Annotated in this window: 14 protein-coding genes; 10 read left to right on the top strand and 4 right to left on the bottom strand. The window is 54.7% G+C overall.

From position 1 onward, the window contains the following. Positions 1 to 142 precede the first annotated feature (142 nt). Positions 143 to 7,933, top strand: a complete 7,791-nt coding sequence (locus tag ACW44H_RS12720; RefSeq protein WP_457504857.1) for a retention module-containing protein — start codon at positions 143 to 145, stop codon at positions 7,931 to 7,933. A gap of 101 nt (positions 7,934 to 8,034) precedes the next feature. Then, positions 8,035 to 8,358, top strand: a complete 324-nt coding sequence (locus tag ACW44H_RS12715) for a tryptophan synthase subunit beta like protein (RefSeq protein WP_457504855.1) — start codon at positions 8,035 to 8,037, stop codon at positions 8,356 to 8,358. 66 nt (positions 8,359 to 8,424) lie between these two features. Here the strand turns inward: ACW44H_RS12715 and ACW44H_RS12710 are convergent, their stop codons facing one another. The 3 genes from ACW44H_RS12710 to ACW44H_RS12700 form a co-directional block, all read right to left on the bottom strand. Further along, positions 8,425 to 10,329: a bifunctional diguanylate cyclase/phosphodiesterase gene (locus ACW44H_RS12710; protein WP_457504854.1), complete on the bottom strand. Its 1,905-nt coding sequence runs from the start codon at positions 10,327 to 10,329 to the stop codon at positions 8,425 to 8,427. A 14-nt stretch (positions 10,330 to 10,343) separates the two neighbouring features. Next, on the bottom strand, positions 10,344 to 11,048 hold the full coding sequence (locus tag ACW44H_RS12705) for a transglutaminase-like cysteine peptidase (protein WP_457504852.1): 705 nt from the start codon (positions 11,046 to 11,048) through the stop codon (positions 10,344 to 10,346). Between the two features lie 94 nt (positions 11,049 to 11,142). Further along, a complete protein-coding gene (locus tag ACW44H_RS12700; protein WP_457504851.1) occupies positions 11,143 to 11,844 on the bottom strand; it encodes an arylesterase in 702 nt (233 codons plus the stop codon). A 76-nt stretch (positions 11,845 to 11,920) separates the two neighbouring features. On the opposite strand from ACW44H_RS12700, the gene ACW44H_RS12695 reads away from it, so the two are divergent. The 4 genes from ACW44H_RS12695 (at position 11,921) to ACW44H_RS12680 (ending at position 17,478) form a co-directional block, all read left to right on the top strand. Further along, positions 11,921 to 12,730: an ABC transporter ATP-binding protein gene (locus ACW44H_RS12695; protein ID WP_457504850.1), complete on the top strand. Its 810-nt coding sequence runs from the start codon at positions 11,921 to 11,923 to the stop codon at positions 12,728 to 12,730. Further along, complete coding sequence (locus ACW44H_RS12690) at positions 12,727 to 15,318, top strand: ABC transporter permease (RefSeq protein ID WP_457504848.1); 2,592 nt, start codon at positions 12,727 to 12,729, stop codon at positions 15,316 to 15,318. Before ACW44H_RS12695 ends, ACW44H_RS12690 begins: the two co-directional genes overlap by 4 nt. Positions 15,319 to 15,547: 229 nt before the next feature. Further along, complete coding sequence (locus tag ACW44H_RS12685) at positions 15,548 to 16,453, top strand: alpha/beta fold hydrolase (RefSeq protein WP_457504846.1); 906 nt, start codon at positions 15,548 to 15,550, stop codon at positions 16,451 to 16,453. A 14-nt stretch (positions 16,454 to 16,467) separates the two neighbouring features. After that, positions 16,468 to 17,478 carry a patatin-like phospholipase family protein gene (locus ACW44H_RS12680; RefSeq protein WP_457504844.1) on the top strand — a complete coding sequence of 337 codons (1,011 nt, stop codon included), beginning with the start codon at positions 16,468 to 16,470 and terminating at the stop codon, positions 17,476 to 17,478. 3 nt (positions 17,479 to 17,481) lie between these two features. Here ACW44H_RS12680 and ACW44H_RS12675 read toward each other — a convergent pair whose 3' ends face one another. Next, a complete protein-coding gene (locus ACW44H_RS12675; RefSeq protein ID WP_457504843.1) occupies positions 17,482 to 18,051 on the bottom strand; it encodes a Smr/MutS family protein in 570 nt (189 codons plus the stop codon). A gap of 163 nt (positions 18,052 to 18,214) precedes the next feature. On the opposite strand from ACW44H_RS12675, the gene prmB reads away from it, so the two are divergent. The 4 genes from prmB to ACW44H_RS12655 all read left to right on the top strand — a co-directional run bounded on the left by prmB (position 18,215) and on the right by ACW44H_RS12655 (position 21,456). Continuing rightward, positions 18,215 to 19,174: a 50S ribosomal protein L3 N(5)-glutamine methyltransferase gene (gene prmB, locus ACW44H_RS12670; RefSeq protein WP_457504841.1), complete on the top strand. Its 960-nt coding sequence runs from the start codon at positions 18,215 to 18,217 to the stop codon at positions 19,172 to 19,174. 13 nt (positions 19,175 to 19,187) lie between these two features. Next, a complete protein-coding gene (gene aroC, locus ACW44H_RS12665) occupies positions 19,188 to 20,279 on the top strand; it encodes a chorismate synthase (protein ID WP_113271135.1) in 1,092 nt (363 codons plus the stop codon). Positions 20,280 to 20,380: 101 nt separating this feature from the next. After that, the gene (locus tag ACW44H_RS12660; protein WP_457504838.1) at positions 20,381 to 20,830 is read left to right on the top strand and encodes a hypothetical protein; all 450 of its coding nucleotides are present in this window, start codon (positions 20,381 to 20,383) and stop codon (positions 20,828 to 20,830) included. Between the two features lie 215 nt (positions 20,831 to 21,045). Beyond that, positions 21,046 to 21,456: a phasin family protein gene (locus ACW44H_RS12655; protein WP_113271137.1), complete on the top strand. Its 411-nt coding sequence runs from the start codon at positions 21,046 to 21,048 to the stop codon at positions 21,454 to 21,456. The last annotated feature ends 104 nt before the right edge of the window (positions 21,457 to 21,560 follow it).

The following is a 21,560-nucleotide window of genomic DNA, read 5'->3' as shown; positions in this document are numbered from 1 at the left end:
TCTAGTTAGTGCTCTGCCTATTACTGTCCATCAGTACAATACTTTTTTATTGATTGCTCCCTTACGATGATGATATACGCCGCTAATTCCCTAGTGCTAAGGCGCTAGGTAAACGGCTTCTATATTCGTTCGGGAGAACTACATGGCAACTGCAACCATTATTTCAATGTCAGGTCAGGCTTGGGCACGAGACGAAGCAGGCAACTTGCGTGAGCTAAGTATTGGTGATGTGTTGCAAGAAGGTGAAGTCCTCATTACTTCCAGTGATGGCAGTGTAGAACTGGATTTTGCTGATGGTAGTGGTCTCAACTTAGTCGAAGGTGGCCAGCAAGTTGTCGTTACTCCCGAGATGGCCAATGAATCTACAGTGGCGACTGAAGATTCAAGTGTATTAGATGAAGACCTTGAGGCGCTGTTAACAGCGTTGGACGACGAAGATGGCGATCTGCTCGAAATTCTTGATGCGACGGCCGCGGGCGCTGGTGTTGGTGGCGGTGGTGGTGGCAGCCACGACTTCGTTCGTGTGGCGCGGATTAGCGAAGAAACGGGATCTCTGAGTTTCGAAACGTCAGGTGGCCTTGAAGAAGGGGAGTTCATTGACATCGGCGGTGACCCCTCTGTGGCAGCGGCCGAAGAGGTTGAGCCTGAGCCTACTCCAGAGCCAGAACCGACACCCGAACCTAATAGTACGCCGACCATCGACGTCACCGCGGTCGACACCTTTAACGAAAACGACGCCGTAGTGGGCCAGACCGTGGCCACCTTCACCGCCAGTGACGAAGAAGACGGCACGCTCACCGCCGGTGCCGGTCAAGTCACCTTCACCCCCGGCAGCAACGGTGACGGCTACTACGCCTTTGACGGCGAGAACGTGACCCTGACCCAAGCCGGTGTCGACGCCATCAATGCGGGCACCACGCTGCCCCCGGTCAGCCTCACCGCCACCGACAGCCAAGGCCTGACCGCCAACGACAGCGACACCCCGACGTACAACGCCCAGAACGACGGCCCGACCATCGACGTGACGGCCGAGCCCGAGTTCAACGAAAACGACGCCGTAGTGGGCCAGACCGTGGCCACCTTCACCGCCAGTGACGAAGAAGACGGCGTACTGACCGCTGGCGACGGTGACGTCACTTTCACGCCGGGCACGAATGACGACGGTTACTACGCCTTCGACGGCGAGAACGTGGTCCTCACCCAGGACGGCATCGACGCCATCAACGCCGGCACCACGCTGCCCCCGGTCAGCCTCACGGCCACCGACAGCGGCGGCCTGACCGCCAACGACAGCGACACCCCGACGTACAACGCCCAGAACGACGGCCCGACCATCGACGTGACGGCCGAGCCCGATTTCAACGAAAACGACGCCGTAGTGGGCCAGACCGTGGCCACCTTCACCGCCAGTGACGAAGAAGACGGTGTGCTCACCGTGGCCAACGGCGGAGTGGACTTCACCCCCGGCAGCAACGGTGACGGCTACTACGCCTTCGACGGCGAGAACGTGACCCTGACCCAGGCCGGTGTCGACGCCATCAACGCCGGCACCACGCTGCCCCCGGTCAGCCTCACCGCCACCGACAGCCAAGGCCTGACCGCCAACGACAGCGACACCCCGACGTACAACGCCCAGAACGACGGCCCGACCATCGACGTGACGGCCGAGCCCGAGTTCAACGAAAACGACGCCGTAGTGGGCCAGACCGTGGCCACCTTCACCGCCAGTGACGAAGAAGACGGTGTGCTCACCGTGGCCAACGGCGGGGTGGACTTCACCCCCGGCAGCAACGGTGACGGCTACTACGCCTTCGACGGCGAGAACGTGACCCTGACCCAGGCCGGTGTCGACGCCATCAACGCCGGCACCACGCTACCCCCGGTCAGCCTCACCGCCACCGACAGCCAAGGCCTGACCGCCAACGACAGCGACACCCCGACGTACAACGCCCAGAACGACGGCCCGACCATCGACGTGACGGCCGAGCCCGAGTTCAACGAAAACGACGCCGTAGTGGGCCAGACCGTGGCCACCTTCACCGCCAGTGACGAAGAAGACGGCGTACTGACCGCTGGCGACGGTGACGTCACCTTCACGCCGGGCACGAATGACGACGGCTACTACGCCTTCGACGGCGAGAACGTGGTCCTCACCCAGGACGGCATCGACGCCATCAACGCCGGCACCGAGCTGCCCCCGGTCAGCCTCACTGCCACCGACAGCGCCGGCCTCACTGCCGATGACAGCGACACCCCGAGCTACGTCGCCCAGAACGACGGCCCGACCATCGACGTGACGGCCGAGCCCGAGTTCAACGAAAACGACGCCGTAGTGGGCCAGACCGTGGCCACCTCCACGGCCAGTGATGAAGAAGACGGTGTGCTCACCGCCGGTGCCGGCCAAGTCACCTTCACCCCCGGCAGCAACGGTGACGGCTATTACGCCTTCGACGGCGAGAACGTGACCCTGACCCAGGCCGGTGTCGACGCCATCAACGCCGGCACCACGCTGCCCCCGGTCAGCCTCACCGCCACCGACAGCCAAGGCCTGACCGCCAACGACAGCGACACCCCGACGTACAACGCCCAGAACGACGGCCCGACCATCGACGTGACGGCCGAGCCCGAGTTCAACGAAAACGACGCCGTAGTGGGCCAGACCGTGGCCACCTTCACCGCCAGTGACGAAGAAGACGGCGTACTGACCGCTGGCGACGGTGACGTCACCTTCACGCCGGGCACGAATGACGACGGCTACTACGCCTTCGACGGCGAGAACGTGGTCCTCACCCAGGACGGCATCGACGCCATCAACGCCGGCACCGAGCTGCCCCCGGTCAGCCTCACTGCCACCGACAGCGCCGGCCTCACTGCCGATGACAGCGACACCCCGAGCTACGTCGCCCAGAACGACGGCCCGACCATCGACGTGACGGCCGAGCCCGAGTTCAACGAAAACGACGCCGTAGTGGGCCAGACCGTGGCCACCTTCACGGCCAGTGATGAAGAAGACGGTGTGCTCACCGCCGGTGCCGGCCAAGTCACCTTCACCCCCGGCAGCAACGGTGACGGCTATTACGCCTTCGACGGCGAGAACGTGACCCTGACCCAGGCCGGTGTCGACGCCATCAACGCCGGCACCGAGCTGCCCGCGGTGAACCTGACCGCCGAAGACAGCGCCGGCCTCACTGCCGATGACAGCGACACCCCGAGCTACGTCGCCCAGAACGACGGCCCGACCATCGACGTCACCGCAGTAGACACCTTTAACGAAAACGACGCCATAGTGGGCCAGACCGTGGCCACCTTCACCGCCAGTGACGAAGAAGACGGTGTGCTCACCGTGGCCAACGGCGGGGTGGACTTCACCGCCGGCACCAACGGTGACGGCTACTACGCCTTCGACGACGAGAACGTGACCCTGACCCAGGCCGGTGTCGATGCCATTAATGCCGGCACCACGCTGCCCCCGGTCAGTCTCAATGCCACCGACAGCGAAGGCCTCACCGCCAACGACAGTGACACCCCGACGTACGCCGCCCAAAATGATGGCCCGACCATCGACGTCACCGCGGTGGATACCTTTAACGAAAACGACGCCGTGGTCGGCCAGACCGTGGCCACCTTCACCGCCAGCGACGAAGAAGACGGTGTGCTCACCGCCAATGCCGGCCAAGTCACCTTCACCCCCGGCAGCAACGGTGACGGCTACTACGCCTTTGACGGTGAGAACGTGACCCTGACCCAGGCCGGTGTCGACGCCATCAACGCCGGCACCACGCTGCCCCCGGTCAGCCTCACCGCCACCGACAGCGAAGGCCTCACCGCCAACGACAGCGACACCCCGACGTACACCGCCCAGAACGACGGCCCGACCATCGACGTCACCGCGGTCGACACCTTTAACGAAAACGACGCCGTGGTCGGCCAGACCGTGGCCACCTTCACCGCCAGCGACGAAGAAGACGGCACGCTCACCGTGGCCAACGGCGGGGTGGACTTCACCCCCGGCAGCAACGGTGACGGCTACTACGCCTTCGACGGCGAAAACGTGACCCTGACCCAGGCCGGTGTCGACGCCATCAACGCCGGCACCACGCTGCCCCCGGTCAGCCTCACCGCCACCGACAGCCAAGGCCTCACCGCCAACGACAGCGACACCCCGACGTACGCCGCCCAAAATGATGGCCCGACCATCGACGTCACCGCGGTGGATACCTTTAACGAAAACGACGCCGTGGTGGGCCAGACCGTGGCCACCTTCACCGCCAGTGACGAAGAAGACGGTGTGCTCACCGTGGCCAACGGCGGGGTGGACTTCACCGCCGGCAGCAACGGTGACGGCTACTACGCCTTCGACGGGGAGAGCGTGGCCCTGACCCAGGCCGGTGTCGACGCCATCAACGCCGGCACCACGCTACCCCCGGTCAGCCTCACCGCCACCGACAGCGAAGGCCTCACCGCCAACGACGCGGCGACACCAAGCTACATTATTAACAGTACGATTGCTGTTTCTGAAGAAGGGTTAGAGGACGGGCTTCCTGACTCAAATTCGGGTACTAATTACTCAGATACCACTAATTCAGTGGTGGCTTCTGGCACATTAAGCATTTCGGGTGGCGAAAATGCACCGTCGGTGGTCGGCATTAGTCTCGACTCCTTACCCGAAAACCTGACTTCAGGAGGAGAAGTCGTTACGTGGAGTTACGAAGAAGGTAACCAGGCCATTGCAGTTGGTTCGGTGGATGGTGCCGAAGTGATTCGAGTAGAGCTAAACGGCGGTAGTTCCTCTGTCGATAGTCCTGCTGCCAATGGAAGTATCGATTATCAAGTCACATTAAGCGCGCCTATCGACCATCCTGAAAACAGTTTGGAAGACACCGTAGTCTTTGATTTTGACATATCTATCTCCGACGGCAACACCGTTCCAGGAACAGGCACAGTGACGGTGGTTATCGAAGACGATATGCCAGTAGCGAACGCTGAAACAAAAGATCTGAATGTAATTGTTAATAAGTTGGCAGTGGGTGACTTGTCTGTTGCCTGGGCTAATGTGTCAGGCGCTAATGGTGGTGTATTAGACAACCAACCAGCTGGTCAGGATGATGTTATTAGCTGGGGTTGGGGGGATAGAAGCAACTACACTTTTGATGACAATAATGCTTTAACCGACTCGCAGTCGGTAAACGTGAACTCAATGTTTGAATTGGGTGAGTTTACTCACAATAATTTTGTGGTATCTGAAAGTATCAATTCTGTTGATCTGGATTTATCGTTGAGTGTGGTGATTAATGGTTATAACGCAACTATTAAGCACACTATCAATTTTGACCACAATGAAACATCAAATAGCGGTGCTGACCCACGCGATATTGTTACTATTAATAACGCGAGCACTATTGTTCCAGTCGAGATTGTGAATGAAAATGGCGTAACAGAAACTTATAATTTCCAAATTATTGGCTTTGTTGACAGTGATGGAGAAATTGTTAGTCAGGTATTTACTAATGAAAATGCATCTAATAGCTATAAGTTAATGGCTAAGTTGGTGTCTTCCGATGCGCCTGATGTTTCTGGACAGGTTGAGTATGCCTTTGGTGCCGATGGCCCTGCGGATGAGGAGCCTGTAGTCTGGAATGATGGTAATGGCGTTAGCACCAAAGAAAACGGTGACATTGAGGTTCAAGGTAAGTTTGGGGTCCTGACGGTTGCTGAAGACGGTTCATATACTTACCAGCTAGACCAAGTGGCTTACGATGAGTTGGGCGCTGACGAGAAAGAGACAGAAACCTTTACCTACACCATCACCGATGCAGATGGCGATAGTGTGGAATCTACTCTTGAAATTAATATTACTGGCGAATCAGCAGCTCAGAAGCCTAATCAGCTCCCAGAAGCTGAAGACGAATCTGCTGTATTAGAAGTCGGTGGGGTTGCGACTGATTTGATGTTGACCCTGGATGTTTCGGGATCCATGGATAGTAATGTTGCTGGCACTGGTAAGACTCGATTTGAGATAGCTAAAGAGTCATTGATTTCAACTATCAACTCCTATAGCGAATTGGGTGTGGCCAACGTTAATCTGACGTTGTTTGGAAGCAATGCTAACAATATTGGTTGGATGAACGCCGCAGAAGCCACTAATTATATCAACTCCCTTGAGTTGCATTGGCATGACTATAATCAAAATGATGGGCTGTATTTAAATGGTGCTCGTCTTAACGTCAACGTAGGCGGAACAGACTATAAAGACGCCATCGATACGACAGAAAAAATTGATTTTTCAGGTCGCGATCCCGATCAAACCATTGGTTACTTTCTCTCGGATGGTGAGCCGAATGAAAATCAGCAGGCGGTCAACAGCGATAGTGACCAAACAATACAAGACTGGAAGGACTTCATCGATGCCAATGTCGATGAGCTGCATGTGATTGGTATTGGCTCAAATGTATCTGATGAGTACTTGGAGCATATACAAGTACAGGAAGGCAAAGAGCCGTTAATTGTCACTGATGAATCACAGCTAGAGCAGACGTTAACCAATACCGCTCATGTGAGCGTCAAAGGCGATGTCTCGGATAATGTCAAAGGCGGCGATGGTGTAATTAGCTTTGATAGCATCACGGTATACGGCACTACCTATACTGCTGATGGTAATAATGGCACTAAAGCCTTCCCTAGCGGTGGCATCTCACTGGATGGTCAAGGTGTCCTTATATTTGACTTCGGTACCGGTGAATATAGTTATAGTGCTACCGGGCGTGAGTTTAACGCGGATACCCAAAAGCAATTTATTGTCACTGCTTCGGATACGGATGGTGATACGGTAAACTTTGATGTCATCTTAGATATCAATGCTGATACTAAGCCGACTGCCAGCGACGAGCAGGCGATTACCACTGATGGAAGCTTGGAAGGCAACCTGTTGGATAACGTTGACTTTGGCTCGGATGGCAAAGGCGCAAGCGGTGGTCTCAAGTCACTGAAGGTTGGCGATACGTCTCACACTCCCGATGTGGACGGTAACATTGTCATTAACAACGTGCTGGGTGGCACGCTGACTGTTAACCCTAATGGCGAGTACTCGCTGAGCGGCGCAGCCCTTGGCATCGCCACGCTTCAGGTCATGGCAGAAGACGCTGATGGCGATGAGGTCGCTTTTGACTTCGACATTACCAGTGCGGGTGATAGCACTACGACAGAAACGGACGATTTCAATTCAGGTGCCGAAGGTTGGACATATGAAGGGGTAGGGGCCTCCGTCACTAATGGAGGCAATGTTGAAATTCAGTCTGATTCTTCAGTGATGAAAACCTATTCAGGCTTTAACCCAGGCGATACCGTTGAGATCAGCTTTGATGCAAGGACGTCAACGGGCACTAACAGTTGGGAAGATAATAATGGACGTTGGGGAGACAGCTTTACCGTCGAAGCTAACGGAGTAGAAAAATTCCAGCACAGAGGTGGTTTTGACGAAAAAATTAAGTTCGAGGCTATCGCTGATGAAAACGGCAACCTCAAACTAGCAATTGATAACAACAGTTCCTTATCGGGTGAGAAACTCTACATCGACAACGTTGAGCTAAGCTATGGTTCGTCGGTTGGCAGTATCCTTGTCGGTGACGACGACAAAGCCGAACAGTTCGTGCTGGACGACAGCACAAGTGACGTCAGTATTGAAAGTTTCGATGTTGAAGCCGATATGCTGGATCTTTCCGATCTTCTTGGCGACGGAGATGGCGATTCGTTGGATGGCTACTTTGTTACCGCCAGCGAGAAGGGAGGTGATTTGAAGATTGAGATAGGCAAAGATGGCCAGAGCAGCAATAATAGTGCCACCTTAAAAGATGTATCCATCAGTGACTTTGCTGATTCTGGTGAGGACGTAATACAGGCAATGATTAACGCCGGTAACCTAAAAATCGACCATTAACACCTAGTAAACCAAAGGCCGCCTCTAGGCGGCCTTTCTGTATTTAGTTCGGTATGCTAATAGATAATCCTTAAACGCTTTTAACTATAGAGAAACGGTCCATGCTCTACACCAAACGCAATACGTCCGGCGAGATCGTCATGCTCAGCAAAGACCCAACGCCTGAGTGTAGTGAAACAGTTGCGCCCGACTCACCTGAGGTGCTTGCGTTTTTAGCCGATCAGCCCGGTTCTTCCGCACACTTTATAGCGTCTGACTTGGCGTTTGTGCGAGTCGTCGAGGATATTTTGGAAGTGCTTCTAAATAAAGGAATTATTACATTCACCGATCTTCCGGAAGCAGCGCAGGCCAAAGTAATGGAACGTAAGTCGTTGCGGGTAAAAAACAATGTCGACTTGTTTGGGGGTGACAGTGACACTATTTAGCGCTTTTTGCTATCCAGTGCCGCTGCCTTCTTTATTACGTTAATCCTCATCAGTACAGAGTAGAAATTACTCGTAATGCACGCCTGGCCCGGTCGCGCCATCGACACCCACATGGAACAAGCAGGCGAGTTCTTCATCGTTTATGACGCCTTCCCCTATCACCTGAATCCCGAGTGAATGGCAAAGCGTGGTCATACCGCGCACGATGGATTGCTGTTCCTTTGAAGCATGCAGGGAGTGTATAAGACTGTTGTCCATTTTTAAGTAGGCAAGCCCAACGTCGTGCAAATCCGCGAGCTTGGAAAACTCTGCGCCCACGTGCTCAATGCCAAACGTGCAACCAAGCGGGCGTAAGGCATCACACAGTCCCCGCAAGCTACCAATCGCGTGCGTACTAAGCGTGGCGGGTACTTCAAAGCAGAGTTGCTTGGCAAGCAATGGCTGGGATACCAGCAGTGCACGCAGGTCGTTAACAAATTGCGTATTGGTAATGGATGCCGCAGAGAGATTAATACCAATCGGTTTCGAGTCAGTTTGTAGGTTGCTCAGTGCCTTTTTGATCACGGCTAAATCAAGCGCTGGCTCCATATCAAATCGAGTTATCCAGGGAATGAAAACACCGGCAGTTTGCCATTCCCCACCTAGTTTTAAACGCGCCGGACATTCGTAATGGAGAATGTTCCCTTGGGCATTAATTACGGGGAAGTAAGCCAATTCCGGGCCTACCAGAATTGCTGCTTCCAGCGCTGATCGCCATTCTGCACGACTACTATAAAGCGAAACACGCTCGCGCTGTCGCACCACTACCTGCTTATGCGAGGTTAGGCTTTCGGCTTGAGCCAAGGCATCATCCAGCGTTGCCAGAAGTGTCGCACGCTCATCATGAGGCGCATAAGGTATAATGGCCGCAGGTAAGAGAATATCGCCGCTAGGCGCCGTTTTGACTACTCTCTCCAGTGCTGAAATAACATGCTGCTTAACCTGCTCGGCATCGTCGGCCAGCGGCAGCATAAAAATAAAATCACTCCCGTTAAGGCGGCCTATTATGGGTTCTACCGATACCTTATCCAATTGCCCCAACTGCGTGACCAAGGTGCTTAGTAGCTGATCGGTATCTGCGTAACCCAACTGTTCATTGAGCGTTTCTAATTCAAGTACGCGTACCATAATCAACATGCCTGTTGCCCGCGCATCATTACTGCTTAACTGGGAGGAAAGCTTACCCATAAATACATCGCGGTTAAGCGCACCGGTGACGCGATCATGCTGTAAATGACGGCGGAGCTCATCCAGCTTATGCCCTTCGTGAATCAACATCTGGTGAACATTGGCTGACAACATGTTCATTGCTTGGGTGACTTGCCGTAATTCCAGCGTGCGTGGTTCTTGAACGGTGGTAAATCGCCGTGCGCTGATATCTTGCGCCTGAGCAACCACCCGTGAAAGAGGATGTTTAATGCCGCGAACCAACACAGTCGCCATTGCTAGGCTGATCGCACCGGCCAGTAAAAACCAGGCGGCTAGTTCTAGTGTACTCCGCCATAACGAGGCATAGGCAAAGCTGTGTTGGCTTTCAAGTTCCAGCGTGCCGAACTGACGCCAACCGTCTTGAATCGTCGCGGTACCACTGGGTACGTCAAACTCTACAAGCTGACGAAACCAGACAGGCGTTTCGCCTGAATACTCTTCGGCTGAACGCTCAATAAGCACGCTGCCATCCGTATCTCTCAGCGTAATTCGGCGGTAATAGCCGGTATCAAATTGAGCCGCTATCAATAACTCCAACGTGACCAGTTCTTTTTCGAGCTGGCTCATAGATAGGGCCAGTGCGGTAACATTGTCTTCATTCTTGATGCGTACTTCCTGCTCAATGTAGTCGCGGCTAGTGGTAATGCTAATGGCGAGGCTACCAATGAAGGACAGCACTAGCAGGGCGATAATGGCAAGCCAAAGTTGTTTTATAAGTGACATCGTGCCAATTCCTTTTAAATGAAACCCTGGGTTTGCATACGCTCAATGACGCTGCGCCAGCGTGATAGCCGAGCCAATGGGTCGGCGCGAGATTCAGATGAACCGCCAGCCCAAAGGCCATCGCTATTAAAACTAAACAGTGGGTCGAGATCAGTACGCTGAGAGGCGGGGGTAATGGAAGGTACAATATTATCCAGTACCAACGGTTCTGCGTCGGGGGTCGAGTAATAGCCTAATACCATGTGGGCTTGGGTAATTTGACTACGGCCTATGCGAGCTCGAACATAAATCATGCGTAGATACTGGCTAGTAACACCCAATTGTTTAAGGGTAATGTACTTAGCGATTGAGTAGTCCTCACAATCTCCCTGACCTTTACCCAGTGCCTCCAAGGGCGTAGCCCAGTAATCCTCTTCCCCCCAAACGCGAATATCATCCACCCATCGGATACGACGATTAAAAAAATCGTTAACACCGCGCAATTGCGCTTGGACTGCCTGGTTCTGTAATTGCTGGAGTAGTGAAAGCCACTCTTCTAATACGGCCAGCCCTGCCTGCCCATACTTTTGCTGCATGCTTTGGCGAAGGCGTTGGGGGTCGAAAGCTGAAGCGGGTGTAGGATGGATACCAAGACCAAGGCCTAACCATAGCGCGCCGACAGTTGCTAAGAACTGCCGACGCGATAATGTGGTGGGACTATGATCTGAGGATGCAGGCATGAGTCGCCGTTAGTAGCCGTCAAATAGGGCTTAAGATTACAAGTTGACGGGGTGAAGCGCTACATTTCTCAGCCAAAAGGGTGGTGCAATTTACTTATTCAACTGCTGCTTGCTGGGTGGTTGTTAGTAGCGGTTCAAGCTCAGGCCAAACATTCTCTAAAATAATCGGCTGAGCTTCAGCCGTAGGGTGAATGCCGTCGCTCTGCATTAAGTCTTTGTTTAAAGCGATGTCCTCAAGCAGAAAAGGCACTATTGCTACATCATATTCCTCAGCCAACGAGTGGAAAACTCCGGTAAAGGCATCTCGGTACGCTTGGCCATAGTTAGGCGGAATGTCGATGCCTAACAGCAGCACCTGAGCGCCTGACTCTTGGCTTTGTTCAATCATACTGGCTAAGTTAGCCTTCATTTGATTGGGCGCTAAACCACGCAAGCCGTCATTGCCGCCCAGCTCAAGTAGAACAATATCCGGTTGATGCTGTCGGAGAATATCGGTGAACCTTTGCAGACCTCCGGATGTTGTTTCACCGCTGATGCTGGCGTTTATAACGTGTGCATCGCCTTCCAGGCGCTCTGTCAGCAGGCTTACCCAGCCCTCTTCTCGCTCAATACCGTAGGCGGCGCTTAAACTATCGCCCATTACTAGAAGGGCAGGGGCTTGTCCTGTATTGACTTGTTCTGGGTTGACAGGCTCTGCGTTGATTGATGGTGAGGCAACAGTGACTATCAGCAATACCAGCCATCCGGTTACCATGCGGTTCAGACCTTGCCATGCCACAGGGATGCCACGCTTCATGTCATACTCCTCAAGTTCAAGCTCCTCACGTTCAAGCTCCTCAGATAAAACTGTAAATTCTTCTACGGATACATCGATGTCTAGCGTGTCACCCTTCGGTGCGGGCCAGCCTAATACCGACAACCAATCGGCAGGCGATGTTCCTCAAGGCAGCATTGGTGCTTCCTACGGGGCGACAAGGCAACCTGTGCTGCACGCTGACAAGCTGTCTAAAAAAGTGACTAGCGGCGAACGCTCACTCACTATCTTACACGACCTATCCCTTAGCGTAGCGGCGGGTGAGAGCGTGGCGATACTGGGTAAAAGTGGCGCAGGCAAATCAACGCTGTTGGGGCTGTTAGCCGGCCTTGATACGCCGAGCGACGGTGAACTGACCCTATTTGGCCATGCGCTGAGCCGCTTGGATGAAGATGGGCGTGCAGCGCTGCGGGCAGGGCGTGTGGGGTTTGTTTTTCAGAATTTTCAATTACTGCCTACCTTGAGTGCGCTTGAAAACGTCATGCTACCGCTTGAGCTGTCGCCTCGCGCCGGGGAGACACAAACCGCCGTCAAGTGGTTAGAACGCGTTGGGCTTGGCGAACGGGTAAACCACTTACCCAAACAGCTTTCCGGTGGCGAGCAACAACGCGTGGCCGTTGCTCGCGCTTTCGTGACCGACCCCGAACTGGTATTTGCCGATGAGCCAACCGGCAATTTAGATCCAGAGACGGGGGCGCAAATCATTGATCTACTCTTCTCATTAAACCGTGAGGCGGGCACCACGCTTATTTTAGTCACTCATGACCATGCTTTGGCGCGACGCTGTGATCGTTGCTTGCGTTTGGAGCATGGCCGTCTGGAGTCCTTCGTGCCTGCAGCTGCTCTCAACGAAGAGGAGATCCAATGAGCGATGTGAACTGGCGTTTGGCGATGCGCAGTCTCAAACGAGACCTGCGTGCCGCTGATGTGCGTGCGCTATTTGTTGCCCTCGTATTGGCTGTAGCGGCGTCCACAATGATTGCGTTTTTTCTTGATCGTTTAGAGCGTGGCCTGGAACGTCAGGCAGGGCAAATGCTGGGGGGCGATCTGGTACTGGAACAGCGTGAGCCGTTTTCTGCTGAGTTGCGCGAGCGCCTTGAGAATGCGGGCTTTATACTTAGCGATCAAGTGGATCTGGTGTCGATGATTAGTCGTGGTGGGCGTTTTCAACCTGCCAGCCTAAAAGCCGTGGATGATGTCTACCCCCACTACGGCACCTCATACGTCGATTTTGGTGATGGCACCGAACAAATAGCCTCAGGCCCGCCGCCTGGCGAGGCGTGGGCGGATCCACGCTTGATAGAGCTGGTCGAGATAGAGCTGGGTGATCGGGTCCAAGTGGGCCAAACCGAGCTTGCAGTAACGGGGATTATTGAGCGCGAAGCGGACCAGTCCGGCGGCTTTGGTAATTTTAACCCACGTTTGATGATCAACACGGCGGATGTCGAAGCCACGGGGCTGGTTCAAGAAGGCTCGCGCATTGAATTTGAAATTTTAGCGGCAGGTCCGCCTGCCGCGCTCGATCAAGTGCAAGGATTACTTGCTGAGCTACGCCGCGATGGGGTAGAGGTGCGCGATGTACGAGTGGACCGCCCACAGCTCGGCAATGCTCTGCAGCGCGCTGAAAGCTATTTAGGGCTAGCCGGTTTAGCGGCAGTATTGTTAGCGGGGGTGGCAGTGGCAATGTCTACCCGGCGCTATGTCGAACGCCACCTGGATACCGCCGCGCTATTGCGCTGCTTCGGCGCGAGTCAGCGTCAGTTAGTCACTATTTTCACCCTCCAGCTAATGGGGCTAGCGCTGGTAGCGGCGATTATTGGCGCTCTGCTTGGGCTAGTGGGGCAAGCAGTGCTTATCTGGCTATTGGTGAGTTTTCTCCCCATGACGCTGCCGCCCCCGGGGCTCATGCCGTTGGGTTTAGGTGTGTTCACTGCTCTTGCGGTGCTGGTGGGGTTTGCTGGGCCGACACTGCTGCGTATCAAACGAGTCAGCGCATTAAAAGTGCTGCGTCGAGAGCTGGACCCCCTGCCACCATCTGCTTGGCTAGTCGTCGGGGTGGCGAGTATCGTATTTGGCGGGTTGCTATGGCTCTATTCTGGCAGTTTGCCGCTGGCGATTGCACTGTTAATCGGGGGGGCGTTACTGCTTGGTGTGCTATGGATGATTAGCGCGCTGCTACTTAGCAGTTTATTGCGTGTTGTGCACCGGCTCACCGGGCGCAGTGAGTGGTCCCAGGCGCTACGCTTAGGCGGTCGCCAGCTAGCTAGGCGTCGTCAAGCGGGGCTTGGGCAATTGCTGGCATTTTCGGTGACCTTCTTTGCCATGGCGATGATTGTGTTGGTGCGTGGCGATCTGCTAAGCACATGGCAGGATCAACTGCCCGAAAATACCCCCAACTACTTCGCCATCAATATACAGCCCTCTGAGCGCGATCCCTTTGAAGCGGCGGTCTCTCCGCGGGTGGAAACTCAAAGCACCCTTTACCCCATGGTACGTGGGCGTGTCATTGCTATTAATGACCAATCACCCAGAGATGCCGTGCCGCCAGATGCACGCGGTGACAACTCGCTGCGCCGGGAGTTAAACCTCACTTGGCAATCAGAGGTGCCCGAAGGCAATGAAGTGGTGGCGGGTGAGTGGTTTTCACCAGCGCAGTTGGGTCGTGACGCTAACGGTGAACAAGGCACTGAAAGCGAAGGCTGGATGAGCGCTGTCGATGCAACGCAGCAGGCGGCACCGGTGCCTATTTCCATGGAGGATGGGCTTGCTGAAAGGCTTGGGCTGAGCGTCGGTGACGAAATGACGTTTTCAGTAGGTAGTGACGAAATAACCACCCAAATTACCAGTCTGCGCAGCCTGAACTGGGATAGCTTCCAGCCTAATTTCTTCGTTATTTTTCCGCCGGGTGTATTGGAGCAGTTTGGTCATAGCTACATTACTGCTTTTCACCTGCCTGAGGCGGAACAGGGTCTGATCCGCGAATTGATCACCGACTTTCCTGGGGTGTCCTTGCTTAACGTCGATGCGATTTTAGGCCAGGTGCGGGATGTACTCGCTCAGGTTACCCGTGCGGTTGAGTTAGTGCTCGCGTTGGTGCTGTTGGCGGGTGTGAGCGTGCTGTATGCCGCGTTAACGGCCAGCCGCCCGGTACGTGCCCATGAAAGCGGCCTGCTGCGTGTATTTGGCGCCGGTAGTCGCATGATTTCTCGGGTACAGGGCGCTGAGTACGCGCTGCTGGGCTTTGCCAGTGGTTTGATGGGTGCGGTGCTTGCAGAACTGACCACCGCCGCGCTGTATATTTACCTGCTGGATCTCACCCCGCGGTTGCATCTAGGGCTATGGGTGTTTCTTCCCGTTGGCGGTGCAGTGCTTATCGGTGTAATAGGCCATGCGCTTTCACGGGGACTACGTCGCCAAGCGCCAGCAGCCAGCCTGGGGCTGCTCGGTGAGGCTTAGGCTGGCATTGCCTATTTTGCAAGCCAGAAACCGACCACAAGGGCGCTGATGACAACAATAAAAAAGACCAAATTACGAGCGCTAGTATCGCGATGGGGTTTCATAACGGCACCAAGTGAGCATGGAAGTAAAAGAGGCGGAAGCATTGCGCTGGGCATGGTAACGTTTGTCGCTTACGCCGTCATCTTGCCTGCTTAACGACGCTGGTGTTTGTTCAGGATTGTTGATTATGCCCCACACTGAATTTACGGCTGTACGCACTGTTGCGCCGCAGCCGCTTTCTTTTGTTCAAGGCCGCCTGGCGGCGCTAAGTTGGGGACGCTCTGACGCACCCACCTGGGTGGCTCTTCACGGCTGGCTGGATAATGCAGCTAGTTTTTCTCGCTTAGCTCCCTTGCTGGTCGACGCACTGGGTATTCGTATTGTGGCGCTCGATTTTCGAGGCCATGGCCATTCGGCACATACGCCACCAAGCGGTGACTATGCATTATGGGACTACTGTCATGACGTGCTTGATGCCATGGAAGCCCTTGACTTGGAAAAAGTTAGTTTGCTGGCCCACTCCATGGGTGCGGCAGTGGCCTGTTTGCTTGCCGCGTCACTACCTGAGCGCGTCGAGCGCTTAACACTGATCGATGGGTTGGGGGCGCTTAATACACCGATTGAAGAGACTGCGAGCCAACTGCGTAAAGGGCTAGTCGCTCACCGACGCCCGCTTTCGCGAGCGCCGCGCTACCCTGATATCGAAAGCGCTATCGCGGCCCGGGTCGCTGGTGGCGTCACGCCCGTGGATAGCATAACGGCAACGCCACTCGTGGAGCGCAACACCCAGCCTACCGCCGATGGCCATGTGCAAATGCGTACCGATAGCCGTTTGTTAAAGCCATCTTTGGTCCGCTTTACGCCCGAGCAGGTGCTTGCGCTGCTGGGGGAAATCAACGCCTCGGTGCTGTTAATCGAAGGGGAACAGGGGATTCTAGGCGAGCGCGCTTGGGCGGTGCAGGCGCGGCAAGCGGTAAAAGGGTTAACACGCCACGTGCTCAGCGGTGGTCACCATCTGCACCTGGAGCCTCGCGCGGTAGCGAAAGTCGCCTCGGTAATCGGCGCTCACTGGTGTAAGAACGATAGGGCTTAGGGAAGGACAGCAGCATGAACGAATTGGCACATAGGAGTAGTGGTAATAAAGTCGCTCTAGTGCTGGGCAGTGGTGGTGCACGTGGGTATGCGCACATTGGTGTTATTGAAGCATTGGAAGCGCGTGGATTTGAAATTATCGCCGTGTCAGGGTGCTCAATGGGCGCGCTGATTGGCGGCATTTATGCCGCCGGTAAACTACCGGAATACCGCGATTGGGTATGTACCCTCGATTACCTGGATGTGCTCAGACTGGTTGATGTGACATGGAGCCCGATGGGCGCGATGCGCGCCAGTAAAGTCATGGGCAAGCTGGAAGCACTGGTAGGCGATGTTTTAATTGAAAATCTACCGATCCCTGTGACGACGGTAGCAACGGACCTAGTGCGTCAACGAGAAGTATGGTTTCAAAATGGCCCATTGCTACAGGCGATTCGCGCCTCAATCGCCGTGCCAGGTGTAATAACCCCGGTACATTTGGGCGAGCAGGTGTTAGTAGACGGCGGGCTACTTAATCCGCTACCCATCATGCCTGTGGTGGCGGCCCACCAGGCGGACTTTGTAGTAGCGGTCAACGTAACTGCCCATAGCCCGCTGCCGGTAAGGTTGGAAGAGTTACTGCCTCCCAAGGAAGAAGCTGCTGATAGCCAGACAAAAAAAGAGATCGCCCATGACCAAAACATGGGAAATTGGATGGGTGACGTGCGTCTCGCTACTCGAAAACTGTGGGCTGGCTTGGGTGCCAACGGAGAGGACGGCGAGCTTGAAGAAGTCACCGAAGCGCGGGGTAAACGCGAGTGGAGTAAGCTCGACATGGTATTGGAGTCATTTGATATTACCCAAGCGGCGCTGGCCAAGTACAAGGTCGCGGGTTATCCACCCGATGTGCTGATTGAAATACCTAAAACAGTCTGTAGCACCTATGAATTCCACCGCGGTAAGGACTTGATTCGTTTAGGTAGGCATTTGGCTGACGAAGCGTTGGAGCGTCGCATGCCCAGCATTGCGTCTGACGCTGCCGAATAACCGCTAATGACCGCGTTTGCGCAACAGGATATACACCGCTCCGGTGCCACCGTCGAGATCAATCGCCGAGCAGAAAGCCAGTACGCCTGGCCACTCGCGTAGCCACGTATTGGTGTGGCTTTTGAGGACGGGAAAGTCAGACGTGGTACCCCACGCTTTGCCGTGCACCACCAATACGCAGCGTAAACCTTGCCCCGCCGAGTCACGCAGAAAGCTCTCCAGCTCGGCGCGCGCCTCTTCCAGCGTATAGCCATGTAGATCAAGCCCTGCCTGCCATGCCGTTTGGCCGCGCTTTAACTGGCTGAAAGTACGCCACGGCAAGTCCGGTACACTGAACTCTAAATACTCAGAAGGGCGCACGGCTTCCACCCGGCCGTCTGAGGTGCGCCCGTTAGACTGGGGCGCGCTGTTCTCTACCGCCGCATTGCGCCGCGCTTCATGCGCCTTACCATCGTGTTTGGGCTTGCCTGGGTCGGCCTGATTGGTAGCGATACGGCGCACGCCCGCCGCCTTTAACGCATCGCGAAAGGCACTGATATCGTCATCACTAGGCAGGTGGCGGTGTCGCGTCATGGCAGGCTCGGGTGGCAGAAAATTGTGAGATAAATAAAGACGTACAGTATAGCGGGCTGAGCGTTGCTGTGAACCGGGCAGCGTGAAAGGTACAATCTTTTATTCGTCATATGGAGCAGGCTTTACTGCCTGCAACCATGAGTAACGTTACCCAGGAGTCACTGTGTCCACGCATTTAAACGCTGAGTACTCTCACTCAACTCTTTCCCTGCCCGAGTCGGCGCTGATGAGCGATCTCTTTACGCTGCGCGACTACCTGCGCTGGGTCTCCAGCGAGTTTTATCTGGCAGGGTTACATTATGGTCACGGTACTGATTCTGCCTGGGATGAGGCGGTGGCACTATGCCTAGGCGCACTTCACCTGCCTTGGAATATTGACCCAGGCGTATTAGAAGCGCGGCTGCTGCCCGTTGAGCGCCAGCGGATTATTGCCCTGGCGCGTGAACGTATCACCACTCGCCGCCCGTTGCCCTATTTGTTAGGCGAGAGCTTTTTTGCTGGCTACCCGTTTAGCGTTGATGAGCGTGTACTGATTCCGCGCTCGCCAATTGCCGAACTGATTGAAGATGGCTTTTCCACTTGGTTTCCCGAAGAGCCACCTGCCAGCGTGCTGGATTTATGCACCGGCTCTGGCTGCATTGGTATTGCTAGCGCTCTCTATTTGCCTACCTGTGAAGTGGTGCTTGCTGACATCAGCCAGGATGCTCTGGCCGTAGCGCGCCAGAACATTACCCGCCACGATGTGGGTGACCGGGTGAGGGCGGTCGAATCGGACGTGTTCAGTGGCTTAGAAGGTCGACGCTTCGATTTGATCGTTTCTAACCCGCCCTATGTCGATACGCGCGACTTGGCCATGATGCCTGCCGAATTTCGTCATGAACCTTCATTGGCACTCGGCGCAGGTAGCGATGGCTTGGATATTGTGCGGCGTATTCTGCGTGAAGCGAGGGAACACTTAACCGATGACGGCTGGTTGATTGTAGAGGTCGGCAATTCTGATCGTCATGTGGAAACGGCATTTGCGGATGTCCCCTTCCTGTGGCTTGAATTCGAGCGTGGCGGCCAGGGTGTCTTCGCCCTGAGCGCTGCTGAACTCGACGCCCATGCGGCGTCTTTCGTATGAGGAACTAACGGCCATGTCTGGCAATACGTTTGGCAAACTATTCAGCGTCACTACTTTTGGTGAAAGCCACGGCCCTGCGCTCGGCGCCATTATAGATGGCTGCCCGCCTGGGCTGCCATTAAGCGAAGCAGATTTGCAGTATGATTTGGATCGCCGCCGGCCGGGCAGTTCAAGGCACACCACCCAGCGCAAAGAGCCTGATCAAGTGCGCATTTTGTCTGGGGTGTTTGAAGGCAAAACGACCGGCACTTCAATCGGGCTGTTAATTGAGAACACTGACCAGCGCTCTAACGACTACTCGAAAATTAAAGAGCAGTTTCGGCCAGCCCATGCGGATTACACCTACCATCATAAATATGGTCACCGAGACTATCGTGGGGGTGGCCGTTCCAGCGCCCGTGAAACGGCCATGCGGGTAGCAGCGGGGGCGATTGCCAAGAAGTATCTAGCCGCCCAGGGCGTCCAGATTCGTGGCTATATGAGCCAGTTAGGCCCTATCAAAATTGAGTTCAAACAGTGGGAGTCGGTCAGCCAGAACGCTTTTTTCTGCCCTGATCCAGCGCGCGTCGCTGAACTGGAAGCCTATATGGACCAACTGCGCCGCGACCAGGATTCGGTCGGCGCCGAAATTACCGTGATTGCCGAAGGCGTACCGGTAGGGCTTGGCGAACCGGTGTTTGATCGTCTGGATGCTGACTTGGCGCATGGTTTGATGAGTATCAATGCGGTAAAAGGAATAGAGATAGGCGCTGGTTTTGGCTGTATTAACCAGCGCGGCAGTGAGCACCGCGACGAGATGACACCAGAGGGATTCCTCTCCAATCATGCTGGCGGTGTGTTGGGAGGTATCTCCAGTGGCCAGCCCATTGTTGCTCGCTTAGCACTAAAGCCCACCTCCAGTATCACCACGCCCGGACGCTCTATCGATATTCATGGTCAGGCAGTCGAGGTGATTACGAAAGGACGCCATGATCCCTGCGTGGGGATTCGCGCAACACCCATTGCTGAGGCGATGATGGCGATCACGCTGCTAGACCACTGGTTACGTCAGCGCGGTCAAAATGGCGAGGTCAGCGTTGATACGCCGCGTTTAACTCAGCGCTAACGCAATACGGTGAGGTTTGCAGTTCACTGCTACACTCAAATAAAGCTATGTGGCAAAACATGTAGCAAAAACAATGCAGCAAACAAATGCTGGAGCCGCCTATGAAGATTAACGTTGAGTTTGATCTGACGCCAGATGAGTTCCGCCAATCGTTGGGGCTTCCTAATGTCGAAGCCTTTCAGAAAAACCTGCTGGACAATATCCAACGTCAGATGGAGTCTGGGGTAGAAGGCTACGACCCCATGAGTTTGATGCGGCCTTTCCTGCAGCAGCCAATGATGCAGCAAGGGCTTTCTCAGGGGCTATCCGAAGGATTGTCTCAAGGGCTAGCCAACTTCGGCACCTATCAGCAAATGATGCTGGATATGCTGCGTCAGGCGGGCAGTGCCAGCACTTCCTCGGCTGACAACGAGGAGGCTGAGAAAGAATCGGACGCCAGTACGAAAAGTGGTGCCAACAACACTACGGGCAGCAGCAACAAGTCGACAGCGTCGTCGCGCTCCCGGTCCGGTACGAGTTCACGTTCCACATCCAAACGTAGCGGTACATAAACACAATCAGGCAGTGCCAAGCCTGTTGAAGAAGGGCAGAGTAATTCGGCAAGGTGCATACATATTGCAACCCAGGATTGCATGGTGTCACTGACTAATGACATTGCTGTTGCAATGCAGCATGCCAAAGATTACTCTTTTTGCGATGCAGCATAGCTACATTACGGTGAGTCACTCCAAGGCTCATGCCAAGGAACAAAATAGGAGCAGACACTATGCAAGATAATATGATGGACGCCTTTAACGCCCAAACGAAACAAATGTTTGAGCCCATGCGTAAAATTAATTCGCTGATGCTCAACAATATGGAAAAAATGACGCAGTATCAGTTGGAAGCCATGAAACGCTACAGCCAGATGGGCACTGAGCGCATTCGTAGCGCCACGGAAATCCAGGATGCAGAAAGCCTGCGCGATTTCGGCACCAAGCAAGCCGAAATGATGAATGAACTTTCTCAGCAGATGCAGGAAGACGCCCGTGTCATGAGCGAAATGAGTCTGCAATTTAAATCTGAAATGGAAAAAATGTTCAGTGAAGCAGGGCAACAAATGTCCGATCAGGCCAAGGCGACTGCTAAAGGCGAGCAGTCTGGAAAAGCCTCCAGTCAATCATCACGTAAAAGCTGATTGGCGACATCATCGCGGCGCCTAAGGGCGCCGCGATGCATTGATTAGCTTGGTCTTGTCATCCAGTGATGGCCAAAGTGTTCGGTGCGCCTGTCGCTAGGCGT

This window comes from Vreelandella sulfidaeris Esulfide1, assembly GCF_054072535.1.
The sequence above is the reverse complement of the archived record's forward strand: the minus strand, read 5'-3'. Positions and strand labels throughout refer to the sequence as shown.